The sequence below is a fragment of the Desulfoscipio geothermicus DSM 3669 genome (assembly GCF_900115975.1).
Taxonomy (GTDB): Bacteria; Bacillota; Desulfotomaculia; order Desulfotomaculales; family Desulfallaceae; genus Desulfoscipio; species Desulfoscipio geothermicus.
On sequence record NZ_FOYM01000001.1, the window covers coordinates 250,684 to 264,013 of the forward strand.

Below are 13,330 nucleotides of genomic sequence, written 5' to 3' on the forward strand. Positions count from 1 at the left end.
TTAAATAACTTCTTATGTATTTTCCTTAGTGTATTGCAAAAACAGTGAGCTTGTCAATATCTCCGTATTTAGCTTATACCATAAAAAGAGCCGCCACCTACGGCAGCTCCGGTTTTTATGGTGACAGACACCGATTCGTCGTATAAACCGGTGCCTGTCACCTTAGTTTTCAATTAAAGGATACTGTATCACCACCGTAAAACATATACAGGTATGCAGCAATCACCCGGCGGCCGGTGATGTCTTGCGCCGCCCGGGCGTACAGTTCCAACTGGTCCCGGTAGCGCCCGGCCGTTTGGGTGAGGGTGTCCGGGGCGTAACGGTCTGTTTTGTAGTCCACCAGCAGTAATCCGTCCCCTTCCTCCGCCAGGCAGTCGATTATCCCCTGCACCAGCACGGTTTCCCCGCTGCCGGTCAGTCTTTCAACATGGGGGTAAACCTGTTCCGCAGGCACGGCCAGTGTAAACGGCAGTTCGCGGTATACCCGCTTACTCCGCAGCAGCCTTTGACCCAGCGGGCTGCGGAAAAAGGCGGCCACCGCTTGCGGGTCCACCGCCGCGGCATGCTCCCGGCTGATCTGCTCCCGGAGCACCATGGCGGCCAGTTGGTCCCTGATGCCGTCTTCGTCCAGCCGCCCCCGCAGGTCCAAAAGCTGCAACGCCAGGTGCAGGGCCTGCCCCCGCTCGGCGGCGGTTAGCCCGTGCAGTTTTTGGGCAAACGCGGGCCTGGCCGCCATGCTGATGCGGAAGTCCCGCGGCAGTTCCACCGGGCCCGGCCCGCCGTCCGGGGACGCCGGTTTTTTCAAACCGGTTACCGTTTCCCGGGCCGCCAGGCCCTGCAGATGCCGGTGCGGGTAGCGCCAGGTCAGGCACTCACGCACCCGGCCCGCCGGCGGGCCGCCTGCCGGCACCGGTTCCCGCCGGCGCAAGTATTCCATATACTTGAAGGCCGGCCGGTCTTCCTTTTCCCGCTGCCGGGCGGCGCCGTCCCACAAATACACCCGCCAGGCCGAAGCGTCACCGGCTGCTGCCGCCGGCGGCTCGCCCGCTCCGGCCAACTCCCGGAGCGGTGCCCCGTCCCGGTGCCGGGCCAGGGCCGGCACCAGCCAGTCCAGGTAATGGGCTGCACCGGCAGTCAGCCACGCCGGCAGTTCCCGTTCCCGTATTTCCACCGCACTGCACCAGCGGGCGGCGCACTCGCGCAATTTGCGCACCGCCCCCACCAGGATCAGCTTTTCCCGCGCCCTGGTCATGGCCACATACAGCACCCGCATTTCCTCCGCCAATGCCTCGGCCCGCAGTTTTTCCCGCACGGCCAGCTTGGCCACGGTGGGGAAAGTTACGCGCTTTTCCGGGTCCACCAACTGGGGGCCCAGACCCAGGTCCCGGTGCATGAGCACGTTTTTGTTCAGGTCCATGAGGTTGAACCGTTTACCCAGGCCGGCCACGATGACTATGGGAAATTCCAGGCCTTTGCTCTTGTGGATGCTCATGATCCGCACCAGGTTCTCGTTTTCCCCCAGGGCGCGGGCCGCACCCATATCGCCGTCGTTTTCCCGGATGCGCTCAATAAAGCGCAAGAAGCGGAAAAGCCCCCGGTAGGTAGTTGACTCGTACTGCCGGGCCCGGTGATAAAGCGCTCGGAGGTTGGCCTGGCGCTGGCCGCCCCCCGGCAGGCCGCCCACGAAATCGTAATAACCCGTTTCCCGGTATAACAGCCAGATCAGCTCGGCCAGGCCGCCCTGGCGCGCCCTGGTGCGCCACCGCTCCAAACGCTGCAGAAACCGGGCCAGGCGCCCGGCCAGTTCTTCCGGCCCCTCCAGCGCGGCCATGACCACGGCATCGTAAAAATCCCCCCTGCTGACGCACAGCCTGATTTGGGCCAGTTCATCGGAATTAAAACCCGCCATGGGCGAGCGCAACACGGCGGCCAGGGGCACGTCCTGGCGCGGGTTGTCGATTATCTTCAGCAGGGATAACACCGTTTCCACTTCCACGGCCTCAAAATACCCCGTGTTCAGGTCGGCGTAAGCCGGCACGCCAAGCCTGCCGAACTCCTCCACAAAAATATTGGCCCGCCCGGTGGTGGCCCTTAAAAGCACCACCACATCCCGGTACGCGGCCGGGCGGTACTGTCCCCGCTCGCGGTCAAACACCGGGTAGCCGTCCTCCAGCAGCTTGCTGATCCGCTGCGCCACCGTGCGGGCCTCCACCTGCACGGCATCCAGGTCTTCTTCCGCTTCAGACGCCGCGTCCGCCTCTTCGCCGGTACCGGCTGTCTCGTCAGCCGGCGCCCCGGGTCCTTCGCCCGTCTCAATCAAGTGCAGTTCCGCAGTCCCCGCCGCCCAAGCGTCCCCCGGCAAGTCCGGGTAGCGGGCGCCGCAGACCAGTTCGGCCTTTTCATCATAAGCCATTTCACCCACATCCGGGCTCATCACCTGGCGAAAAATATAGTTGACCGCATCCACCACCGGCCGGCGGCTGCGGAAATTTCGGGCCAGGTTGATCAACCTGCCCGCGCCGGTTCCGGCGGCAAATCCTTGATACTTGGCCATGAAAAGCCCGGGCTCGGCCAGCCGGAAGCGGTAAATGCTCTGCTTGACATCGCCCACCATGAACAGACCCGGCCCGGCCTCGTCCTCCGGCCCGGCGACCAGGTTGATGATGGCTTCCTGCACGGCGTTGATATCCTGATACTCGTCCACCAGTATTTCAGCAAACCGGTTCCGCAGCTCCAGCGCCACGGGGGACGGTCGCGCCGCGCCCCCGGCGGCATCTTCTACATCCAGCAGTACCTGCAACGCGTAATGCTCCAGGTCGCTGAAATCCACTATTCCCCGGTCCAGTTTGGCCTGCCGGTAACAGGCGGCAAACTCTGTCACCAGGCCCGCCAGCACACCCATCAGCGGGGCCAGGGCATGCAGGTCGCCCAGTAATTCCGCCGGGGAGCGGCTGAAATAACGCTGCTGCATCTTAATTATCCGCTCTTTGGCCCCGTCACGCATTTTTTTGGCCAGTTTTTTCAGTTCCTCGTCAGTTTCGCCCTTTTTGCAGCTTGCCAGCCTGGCAAACCCTACATTGACAAACTGCCTGTACAGCTTGTCCCACCCGGCGGCGCAGGCACGGGACAGGTCATCCAGCAGCGCCAGATCCTGCCGCAGGGTGGCATGGTAAGGCGCCGGCCCCCCGGGGCGTTCGACCAACCGGACGGCCTGTTCCAGCATACCCCGGATGCCGGCCAGTTCCCGGCTGATGCCGGTCTTTAAAATCCGGAACCAGGGCAAGTCATCAACAGCCTCTTCCCCGGTTAAATCAAACATCACAGGCAGCTTCTGCAGCCAGCCTGCGGGGTCGGGAGTGCTGCGCGAAAACCGGAACAGCTCCAGGACCAGGTCCTGCAACCCGGCGTCGTCCCGGCGGCCCCCGTAACAGTCCGCCAGGGCCAGGAAATGTTGATCCCCGGCGGCAAACCGGCGCTCGAAGACATCCTCCAGCACATCCAACTGCAGCAGGGCGGCTTCGGTCTCGTCCGCCACCCGGAATACCGGGTCCAGTTCCAGACGGTAGAAATGCTGCCGGACAATTTCCAGGCAAAAGGAGTGAATGGTGCTGATGTTGGCCCGCTGCAGCAGGGCCAGCTGGCGGCGCAACAGGCCCGACCCCGGGTCAATCTCCAGGGCCCGGGTAATGGCCAGGCCGATGCGTTCCCGCATTTCCGCCGCCGCGGCGGCCGTGAAAGTGACCACCAGCAGGCGGTCCACGTCTACGGGACCGGCCGGTTCGGTAATGCGCCTGATAATCCGCTCCACCAGCACGGCGGTTTTGCCCGCGCCCGCCGCAGCCGCCACCAGCAGCCGGCGGTCCCGGCCGCTAATGGCGTCCGCTTGTTCCCTGGTCCACTCTTTAGTCATCGTCCCCCACCCCCAGCTGTTCCTTGATGCGCCGCCAGATATCGGCGTCCTTTTCCGGCGCGATAACCCGAAAAACATTTTCCGGCAGCAGCGGGTCAAACCGGCACACCGCCTTGAACCGGCAGTGGCGACAGTACCGGAAATTCCCTTGCCGGTAGGGACTGATGTCTTTAACACCGGCCATGATTTCACTGCCGGCGCCGGCCAGCTGGCGTCTCAGATATGCCCGCAACAGGTCGAACTGCTCCCGGTCCAGCACCGCAGAGCGGGCGGAAAAGCCTCCGTCTTTTTTGAAACCCACGGGCAGCAGGTCGGAAGCGGCTCCGGCCCGGCCGTCCATTTTCCGCACCAAATCGGGGTCCGCCAGCACCAGACCCTTCATTTTCAATTCCTTGAGCACCTGACGCTCAATTTCCTCGTCCGCCGGCACACCGCCTTCGGTTTTAATCAGTGGTTCATCAATACGAAAATACAGCACCGCCCCGGGCAATCCTTCCTCATTTACCAGTTCCCGGGAATAACGCAGTGCCACCTCCAGGTATGTAAGCAATTGCAGCTTCAGCCCGTGCCAGACGTCGCTCAGCCTCAATGAGGCCGCCCCGGACTTGTAATCGATCACCCGCAGGTATATCTCGCCGTCATGCTCCACCGCGTCAATGCGGTCAATGCGGCCGGTTAAGACCATCTCGCTGCCGTCAGCCAGGGTGAACACCACGCCGGGCAATGGGTCATCTTCCCGGCCAAAGGCCAGTTCCAGCCCCACCGGGCGAAAACGGCCGCGCCGGGCGTGCTCGGCCAGCACCAGCGCCGAGCGCTGCACGATCCGTTTTAGTTTACCGGTTAAATAACGGTGCCGGGCGGAACTCAGCAGAATTTCACTCTGCAGCCGCGGGGCCAGAAGATCAACCACCTCCCCGGCCAGTTCCCGGCACTGGCTGCGGCCCAACCGGCCCCAGTCCAGGCCCCTTTCCTCCAAATGTTCGGCAAACAGTTTGAGGGCGGCATGCAGGAATTGCCCCGTATCCGGCGCCGCCAGCCGGTGCACCGCCCGTTCCCGCAGCCGCAGGCCCTGGGCCAGAAAATGGGCGTAAGGGCAGGACCGGAACTTTTCCAGGCCGGACACGCTGGTGGAAAGCGGCCGTCCGTAAAGCCGCCGGCTGATATCCCGGGGCAGGCGCCCCTCCCGGTTGCTGAAAAACAGGCTGTCCACCACCCGGTCAAAGAGAGGGCTGTTATTTTCCCGGGCGAACCAGTTGTAAACATGCCACCACACCGGATCAATCTCCCGCCCGACCGCGGCGTCACGCAGGCGGCCGGCCAGGTGGGTAAGACACCGGCCGGGGTGGGTGATGAATTCCAGGTTGTTTTCTCCCGGCAAACCCGGTTCCTGGGACCAAAATCCCTCCGCCAGCTCCGGGAAAAGTTCCCGCACCCGGTGCAGCACCGGGGAGGGTTTCAGCGCCCGCCCCTCTTCATCGGCCAGGGGGTAAGACAGCACCAACCGCTCACCGGCCCGGGTCATGGCCGTATAAACAACATACTGTTCGTCAAAAACCCGTCGCCGCACCCCCGGGGCCAGTTTCAGGCCGGAAAGCTGCAGCTGCTCCCGCTCCGCCTCGGTAAAAATGCCCTGTTCAAAAACCCGGGCCGGCAGCACCCCCTCATTGACCCCGGGAATAAAGGCGGCCCTGACCTCCGGGCTGCGGGAGCGGTCCAGCGACCCCACCACCACCTGGTCCAGCCCCGGCGGAATCAAGCCCAGACGGATGGCCGCCAGGCCCGCCTCCAGGATACGGGCATACTGGCGCAGGGACAGCTCCTCCTCGCCCAGCGCCTCTACTACCTCGTCCAGCAGGGCCACCACTGCCTCCCAGACCTGCGCGTGCTCCCGGGCCGCTTCCAGCCGGCCTTCCTCCCGGGCCAGTTCGCTCCAGCGCTCCAATTGTTTCGGAACGGCCAGTTCCTCCAGCAATCCGTACAGCGCCACGGTATATTCCTTGACAGTGCCGCTCTCCCGCAGGCGTTGGTGCAGGCCGGCCAGGGCCTCCGCGGCGGCGGCCCTGATGCTGTTGAGCTGTTCCAGTTCCCGCATTTCCCGGTCCGATGCCGGGGAGTCTTCTTCCAGGGTCAGCCGGCGGCGGTATTCCCAGGGCTTGCCGTCAATCCAGCGGCTGCCCCGGATGCCGTGCGCCAGGACATAGTTCTCCAGCAGATCAACCTCCTCCCGGCTAACCGGGAAGAGATCGGTTTTCAGACAACGGAACACCGGGTCAAACGACCAGTCTTCCACCACCACCTCCAGGGCGGCCCGGAGCAGTTCCACCAGCGGGTGGTGCATCACCGCGCGCTTCCGGTCCAGGAAAAACGGAATGTCATGGTCGGTGAACACGGCGTCGATCAGATCGGCGTACAGTTCCACATCCCGCAGCAGCACCACCACATCCCGCCAGCGGTAGCCCCGGTCACGACACAGGCGGGTTATCTCCCGGGCCAGACCCTCCACCTCGGCCCGGCGGTCGGCGGCCGCCATAATGCTGATCCCCTCCCCGGCGGGAACGGCGGCGGCACGGTGATTAAACAAGTGCTCCTCCAGGTAAGCCAGGTCCGGGGCGCTGAACCGCCGGGGAACGTCATCGTCCGGCACGGGCGACCGGTATACCGGCAGGCGCTCCTGCCCGGCCATTTGGAGCAGTTCGGCATACGTTTCCCAGACCGGGTAAAAAGGGTCGGTTTCCGGCAGTATTTTACCGCTTAAAAAATCATGCCCCAAACACAAGGTGACATTAACCCCGCCGGTATGCCGCATCAGTTCCAGCAAAACGGCATATTCCCGGGGGGTGAACCCGGTGAACCCGTCCACCCAGACGCGGGCCTCGCGCAGCCAGGTGGAAGATTTGATTTTTTCCGCCGCCAGGGTCAGGTAATCGTCGGGATCAACAAACCGGCCCTGCAAAAACTCCGTCAAGTCGGTAAAAACAGCCTGCAAATCCCGCAGTTTATCCGCCAACAGGCCCCTTTCCCCCGCCCTTTGCAGTTCCTCCAAGCAACACTGCAAGTCAAGGGGGGCGACACGGTAAGTTTTCATTTCCCCCAACGCCCGGGCCAGCTTGTCCACAAATCCCGGCAGGTCCGCCGCCCGGCCAAATATACGCAGTTCCCCCGCCCTTCTTTCCAGCAGCCGGCGGATAATCATACGCTTGCCCATTTCCCCCACCGGTGCCCGGGTAACTCCGCCCGTTTCCTGCAGCACCCGGTAGGCCAGGCGGCGAAATCCCAGCACCTGGGCGCGCATGTAGCCCCCGGAGCCGGCGGCCCGGGCCAGGGCGTTTTCGGTTTGAAAGGAAGCCTGTTCGGGTACCAGTAAAATCAAGGGCGCGCCCAGGGGTTGTTTGTGCAGTTCGGCACAGATTTCCCGCAGGCAGCAAGATGTCTTTCCGGACCCCGCGCGGCCCGTTATAAACCTTAAATACAAGCCAGTACCCCCCCAAAATCCTTATTTCATAATATTGGCTATATGTACATGATACAAACAATCAATAAAAAATAAAAGGCCCCCGCAATCTGCGAAGGGCCATTAAAACGGCTTTTCCCACCAGGCCGTCACCCACCAGTTTTTTATCAACCCACCTCTCCCAGGTGGGTGCCCGACCGAATGCTTCTGCCTTCCGCCCGATGCAGCGGCCTGACATAGACACTCGGATCAGTTGCTCCCGTATTACATGTGTAGGTTAAAAAAACAAGGGGTTACGTACCAAGTAGGCACTTATATAATCTCATAAATGATCGATTTTAGCAAGATGCTAAAATAATTTTTATTGATTATTTGCATAATTTTTAATTATAGGTTAGCTGTTATTGTAAAAATCAGAGTACGACCGTAAGCGAGATTCTGTTTTAGCAGTCATCTATCTAGGCCAACCATAAAGGTTCGCCTCCCCCTCACGGGGGTGCCCCTACCCGCAGCTCAAAGGCTGCCTATTTGGGTTGCACGCTGGTGGAGTTTACCCTTGCACTCATCGGTTACCCGATGACCTCGTTTCTGTGGCACTTTATGGCTACTCGAAACCCGGTGGGTTTCTTTTGCCGTCGTCAGGTCGCCCTGCCCCGGCTTGCGCCGGGCACCGTACTACACCATAGCGCCTCCAGAGCGCCCGGAGTGCGTGTCTCGACTTTCCTCTACCGCCCCGGTCTTTACCGGGCGACAGCGACTGCCCGTCGTACTCTGATTTTGTTCAATTGTCACATTACGTTATTATAAACCATTTGCCGACCCTGTGCAAATGTAATGTATTCCAAGTGAAAGACATTGACTAACCAGCCGGTAAAATGATAAATTTTAATCAAACGACTGGTGGGCTGGAGAGGAGGATTTATTATGGAAAAGTATTGGACAGCTTTTTATATCGGGTTGGGTGTTCTGACTTTCACGGGCCTGGTAGCCGGCATTTTTGCCAATCCCATCAAAAAAGCGCTTAAAAACCTGGAATACTACGCTACAGGGAAGGTAACCGACCATCATCAATATATTCCCTATGATTGATTTTGTGCAAGTGCATTTAAAACCCCGGCGCGCGTAACGCCGGGGTTGTTTTTTAGAAATTTGTGCCGTGCTTGGGAAGCGCTGTTCCCCCTCCTTTTGATGCCTTACACCCGGAAAGGAAAAGTATACTAAACGGTATACCGCGCGGTTAGTTCCTTGAATTCACCGGCCATTTTGGCGAGCTGCTGCGCCGAGCCGGTAACTTCCTCTATGGCGGCGCTGGTCTGCTGGCTGGCGGCGGCCATACTTACAGTACTGTTCCGCGTTTGCTCAATGGAAGCCGACATATCCTGGATCATTTGCGCGGTAATGGCGATTTCTCGCACTATATCCTCCAGTCGATCTCCGGCCAACCCGGATTTACCCACGCCCTCCCCAACCAGGCGCACCACCTTTTGCATGGCCTCACTGGCCCTGGCTGTGTCCTCATCAACCTGCCGCACGATCACCGTAATGTCCCCGGCGGCGACAGAGGATTGCTCGGCCAGCTTGCGCACCTCTTCAGCCACCACGGCGAACCCTCGCCCCTGTTCCCCGGCCCGGGCGGCTTCGATGGCTGCGTTCAACGCCAAAAGGTTGGTCTGATCGGCAATGCCGGTAATTGTTTCCAGTATTTGTTCCACCTGCCGGGAGTTGGCATTGAGTTTTTGAAAAACGGCCATGGTTTCCTGCACCGTACTTTCTATCACCTTCATGTCGTCCACGGTACCCCGCACCACGGCGTACCCTTCTTCAGCGGCAGTCCGGGCTTTTTTCGAGGCTTCCACCGCTGTGGCGGAATTATTCGCCTGCTTTTCCACCGCCACCGCCAGCTGGTCACTGTGCGTGGCCACTTCGGTAATGGCGGCGCTCACCTCCTCGCTGACACCGGAAAGCTGCTCGCTGTATTCGGCCAGCTGCTGTGCGTCGTCCTTCAGGCACCGCACCATTTCTTGCAAGTTACGCACCAGCTCGTTCAATCCCCGGGCGGTTTTACCCAGGGCGTCGTCGGTATCCATGTCAATCCTTTTAGTAAGGTCGCCGGCGGATATATCGCCGGACACTTCGCCGATTTTACGCATGCGGCCGGTGATCATGGCGGCGGCCCCTGAAACGGCGATGACAGCTAAAACCATTGCAACGCCAATCATAATATAGATATTTGTTTTGACCCGGGCAATTTGTGAGTTGTAATCCCCCAACTGCTGCTCCAAATTTTGCCGCAACACCGGTTCAATGCCCGCCCGGTCCAAATCCTGCAGAACCTGCCGGCTGTACCGGGCCGCCCCGCTGCCGAAATTATTGAACTGGTGGACCATATACCCACCAACACTGAAAAAAAACAGCAACATAACAAAAACTATAATGGCAGAACGAGTGACTACGGACATTTTCATATCAGCTCATCTCCTTTTTGAATGATTAATCATTCATTTGCATTAGACATGAATACATATAAACCCGTATGCATTTAACATAAAGGTATATTTGACAAAATCAATATTTTTCCTGCAGAACATTTGCAGCTTGGTTTGTTTTTACTCGAAAAAATAAAAAAAAGTTGTCGAAAAGATTTTTCAAAACATTATGCTTTATACCACAGCTTATCTATATGGAAATATTAATGTATAAATGATATACTTATAAAGACTGTTTATACAAAAGAGGTGCATGATATGCGTTACCGGAAACAGTTGCTGGCCGCGCTTTCTGTGTTGCTGCTGTTGGCAATGCTTGTAGTGGGCTGTTCCAATGCTGAAGGACCGGCAAACAACAATAATAAAAAAACCAACGTCTCCAATGACAACAAGCCGGAAAAACAAACGCCGTCCGACATAAACCTGGCCCTTTACTTCGTGGAATTCACCGCTGACCAAACCTATCTGGTACGGGAAGTACACGCGGTGCCCAATACCAAACAGGTCGCCGAAGCAGCCCTGCAGGAACTGATTAATGACGAAAAAAGCATTCTGCCCGCCGGCACCGAAGTTTTGGGCATTAATATCGACAAGGGCCTGGCCACGGTAAACTTTTCCGAGGCGGTGCTGAACAATTTCAATGTCGGCTCGGAGGGTGAAGCGCTGGGCATTCAGAGTATTGTAAATACCCTGACCGAATTTCCCAACATAGAAAAAGTAGCTTTTCAGGTGGAAGGGAAAACGGACGGCCGGGTAAAGGATTGGTGGGGACACGTTGGTCTGTACAACCAGCCGTTTACCAGAGATTTGTCCATGGTATATAAGCCCGCCATCTGGGTCACCCACCCCTCGCCCCACCAGGTAACCGGCGTACCGCTTTTGGTCAAGGGCAGCGCCCGGGTGTTTAAAGGTACGGTAAACGCCCGGCTGCTGGACGGCGGCGGCAACGTCCTGGTCAAGAGTTTTACCACCGCATCAGCGGGGGCGCCCGAGCGGGGCGATTTTGAGATGAGTTTGAAGTTTAAGCCCCCGTCCTCCGGTGAGGGAACCCTGGAAGTATTCTGGACCGATCCCAAGGATGGTAGCCCCCGGGATGTAGTATCCATTCCGGTGCGATGGCCCTAATTAAACAGGAGGTGCATTGGGAAATGTCAGAAATGAGCAATAGCATGAACAGCAATGTAAGAAACACCCAGGTGCTGGTACGGCGGGTAAAAAAAGACTTGCTTTGGATTATAATCAGCATGGCAGTAGCCTTGACTGCAGCTGCGGGAACCTACACGATACTGTAATAAGGGAAAAAGGGGACGTTGCTTTTTTCGCTTTTCGAAAAAAGCAACGTCCCCTTTATTTTTTAACGATAACTAAAATACCAGAGTAGAGCCGCACCAACCATGGCCAGCACCTTGGCCACCCCCGCCCTGGTATCGCTGACCGCACCTTTGTACTTGAGCCATTCTACCAGCCCCATGGGCAGCACGAAAATTATCAGTATGGCTTTTGCCACCGGCTGCAGCCCGGGATGTCCCAGCGTGAGAAACCATAAAATGAGTGCCCACAGAGCCATAGCCAGGGTGATCCGCACCGGCTGCCGCATTTTTCTTTCTTTTTCCGTCATGGGCCAACCCCCTTACATTTATTAATTCCCTTGTGACGGCAAAAATCCTGCCCATAATACAGCCAAAAAAAATACCCGCCTGACCGGCGGGGTTGCTGAAAGAGATTTAGGAGGCTGGTTACTGCTCGCTGCAGTATTTATAGTATTGCTCATACCCGGACAACTTATGCTCCCAACATATTATTTTAAAAAAATTAACCCCCGGTAAAAACGCGGGGGATTGAGAAAAGAGGTATATGTTTTAACCAGGAATAACCTTGTATAAAATTTTGCCATAAATACAGCGGTTACGCTGTCTTTACAGCGACATAAGTTTGTCATTCCTCTGACAGCGTCGGTTCACTCCGGTCCAGTAAATGCCGGGCCATGGCGTTGAAGGAATCCGTAAATGAATTATAATGGATGGTCCACAGGTTGCCGTCGCTGCGCACGCTGAAAAAACCGGTTTGGCACACCGTACCGTCCGGCAGGGTGAAGGAAAGGGCCGCCAGCATCCCTTCCCGCCCAGCCGGGCGACAGCTTGTCACCTGCCATTGGACCGGGTGCAGCAACTCCACCTGGCGCTGCAATTCCTCCAGGGTTAAGGCGCCGCCCTCTTCATCCAGTCCGTACAGGCAAGCGGTGGCGTTTTTTAAATCGTTAACCAGCAGACTGTCCACGAACACATCCACCGCTTGGCTGATCCCAGTCACGATTTTTGTGTAATCCGCAGGCGCAAGCACCGGGTTTTCTTTTTGCCCGGGCACCGGTTCGGCCACCTGCATGCTCCCCACTTCCGGACGACTCCGGGTAGGTTGTTTTTGCTGCTTGGCCGCTTCCTTTTCGGCCGGTTGCGCATTGTACAGCGAACACCCCGCCAGAACCAGCATAATTACGAAATATAAAAGGATGATTTTTCCCCGCATGAATCATTATAACTCCTTTCGGCTACTTTTTTCCCTTTATCACATATATTATAAATATAAAGCTGGAAGGTGAAAAAAATGGACTGGGAAGCCAAGTATATGGAAAAGCTGGACCGCGAGCTCAATGAGTTACGTCAACATTTAAATACCATAGAACAAAAAATAACGGACAATTTGGAGCGCTCCATGCTCAAAGTGCTGGCGGCCAACAGAGAACGGCACCAGGAGTACCTTTCCCTGAACCAGCGGTTGGATGCCATGGGCGGCAAGGTTGACCGGGCCATCCAATGGACCGTGAAGTTTTCCGTGGGAACATTCATCGCCGTCACCAGTTTAATGGTGGCCCTGGCCGCTAAATTTATGTAGCACTCCCAAAAAGAAAAAAGGGGACTGGCTCCGGTAAAAGGGGACTGGCACCGATTCGTTCTGTGAATCGGTGCCTGTCCCCCTTTTACCGGAGCCTGTCCCTTTTTTTTTAATCAACCGCTTGCACTTTATCCATTTTGTCACCTATTTCCAGATTATCAACCACGTCCATACCCTCCGTAACCCGGCCGAAAACCGCGTATTGCCCGTCAAGCCAGCTTGCGTCTTTCTTTAATATATAAAACTGTGAACCCGCGGAATCCGGGTGCGCCGCCCTGGCCATGGCCACCGCGCCCCGAACATTTTTCAGGTCGGGGTGTGTTTCCAGCTTTATGGTCCAACCGGGACCGCCGGTCCCGTTGCCCCGGGGGTCGCCACCCTGCACCACCCAGTGTTCTACCCGGTGAAAGGTCAGCCCGTTGTAGAATCCGTCATTGGTCAGCTTCAAAAAGTTTTCCACCGTTACAGGCATTTTTTCGGGATATACTTCAAGGGATATATTTCCCTTGCCGGTGCTGATCAATATTTTCCTGGTTGCCAATTTATCACTCCCCATGTTTTTATATACCTAAGTGTATACTGCCCGCGGCTGTT

10 protein-coding genes and 2 other RNA genes are annotated in these 13,330 nt (G+C 57.6%); 4 read left to right on the top strand and 8 right to left on the bottom strand.

Annotated features, from left to right (window positions below; all coding sequences use genetic code 11):
* Positions 1-169: 169 nt before the first annotated feature.
* The 4 genes from addA to rnpB all read right to left on the bottom strand — a co-directional run bounded on the left by addA (position 170) and on the right by rnpB (position 8,130).
* Complete coding sequence (gene addA, locus BM299_RS01190; RefSeq protein ID WP_092481625.1) at positions 170-3,910, bottom strand: helicase-exonuclease AddAB subunit AddA; 3,741 nt, start codon at positions 3,908-3,910, stop codon at positions 170-172.
* On the bottom strand, positions 3,903-7,382 hold the full coding sequence (addB, locus tag BM299_RS01195; RefSeq protein WP_092481626.1) for a helicase-exonuclease AddAB subunit AddB: 3,480 nt from the start codon (positions 7,380-7,382) through the stop codon (positions 3,903-3,905). Before addB ends, addA begins: the two co-directional genes overlap by 8 nt.
* Positions 7,383-7,492: 110 nt before the next feature.
* Positions 7,493-7,675, bottom strand: a non-coding RNA gene (gene ssrS, locus BM299_RS01200) — 6S RNA.
* A 108-nt stretch (positions 7,676-7,783) separates the two neighbouring features.
* Positions 7,784-8,130: RNase P RNA component class B (rnpB, locus tag BM299_RS01205), an RNA gene on the bottom strand.
* Positions 8,131-8,285: 155 nt separating this feature from the next.
* Here rnpB and BM299_RS19155 point away from each other — a divergent pair.
* The gene (locus BM299_RS19155) at positions 8,286-8,450 is read left to right on the top strand and encodes a hypothetical protein (protein ID WP_165608120.1); all 165 of its coding nucleotides are present in this window, start codon (positions 8,286-8,288) and stop codon (positions 8,448-8,450) included.
* A gap of 128 nt (positions 8,451-8,578) precedes the next feature.
* On the opposite strand, the gene BM299_RS01210 is transcribed toward BM299_RS19155, so the two are convergent.
* Positions 8,579-9,826: a methyl-accepting chemotaxis protein gene (locus BM299_RS01210; RefSeq protein WP_092481627.1), complete on the bottom strand. Its 1,248-nt coding sequence runs from the start codon at positions 9,824-9,826 to the stop codon at positions 8,579-8,581.
* A 279-nt stretch (positions 9,827-10,105) separates the two neighbouring features.
* Between BM299_RS01210 and BM299_RS01215 the strand changes: the two genes are divergently transcribed.
* Positions 10,106-10,972: a Gmad2 immunoglobulin-like domain-containing protein gene (locus BM299_RS01215; protein ID WP_092481628.1), complete on the top strand. Its 867-nt coding sequence runs from the start codon at positions 10,106-10,108 to the stop codon at positions 10,970-10,972.
* Between the two features lie 23 nt (positions 10,973-10,995).
* The gene (locus tag BM299_RS19160) at positions 10,996-11,139 is read left to right on the top strand and encodes a hypothetical protein (protein ID WP_165608121.1); all 144 of its coding nucleotides are present in this window, start codon (positions 10,996-10,998) and stop codon (positions 11,137-11,139) included.
* Positions 11,140-11,201: 62 nt separating this feature from the next.
* Here the strand turns inward: BM299_RS19160 and BM299_RS01220 are convergent, their stop codons facing one another.
* Both BM299_RS01220 and BM299_RS01225 read right to left on the bottom strand, forming a co-directional pair.
* Positions 11,202-11,465, bottom strand: coding sequence for a hypothetical protein (locus BM299_RS01220; RefSeq protein ID WP_092481629.1), 264 nt, complete (start codon positions 11,463-11,465; stop codon positions 11,202-11,204).
* Between the two features lie 317 nt (positions 11,466-11,782).
* The gene (locus BM299_RS01225) at positions 11,783-12,370 is read right to left on the bottom strand and encodes a hypothetical protein (protein ID WP_092481630.1); all 588 of its coding nucleotides are present in this window, start codon (positions 12,368-12,370) and stop codon (positions 11,783-11,785) included.
* Between the two features lie 78 nt (positions 12,371-12,448).
* On the opposite strand from BM299_RS01225, the gene BM299_RS01230 reads away from it, so the two are divergent.
* The gene (locus tag BM299_RS01230; RefSeq protein WP_092481631.1) at positions 12,449-12,736 is read left to right on the top strand and encodes a hypothetical protein; all 288 of its coding nucleotides are present in this window, start codon (positions 12,449-12,451) and stop codon (positions 12,734-12,736) included.
* A 109-nt stretch (positions 12,737-12,845) separates the two neighbouring features.
* On the opposite strand, the gene BM299_RS01235 is transcribed toward BM299_RS01230, so the two are convergent.
* A complete protein-coding gene (locus BM299_RS01235) occupies positions 12,846-13,277 on the bottom strand; it encodes a peptidylprolyl isomerase (protein ID WP_245779591.1) in 432 nt (143 codons plus the stop codon).
* Positions 13,278-13,330 lie beyond the last annotated feature (53 nt).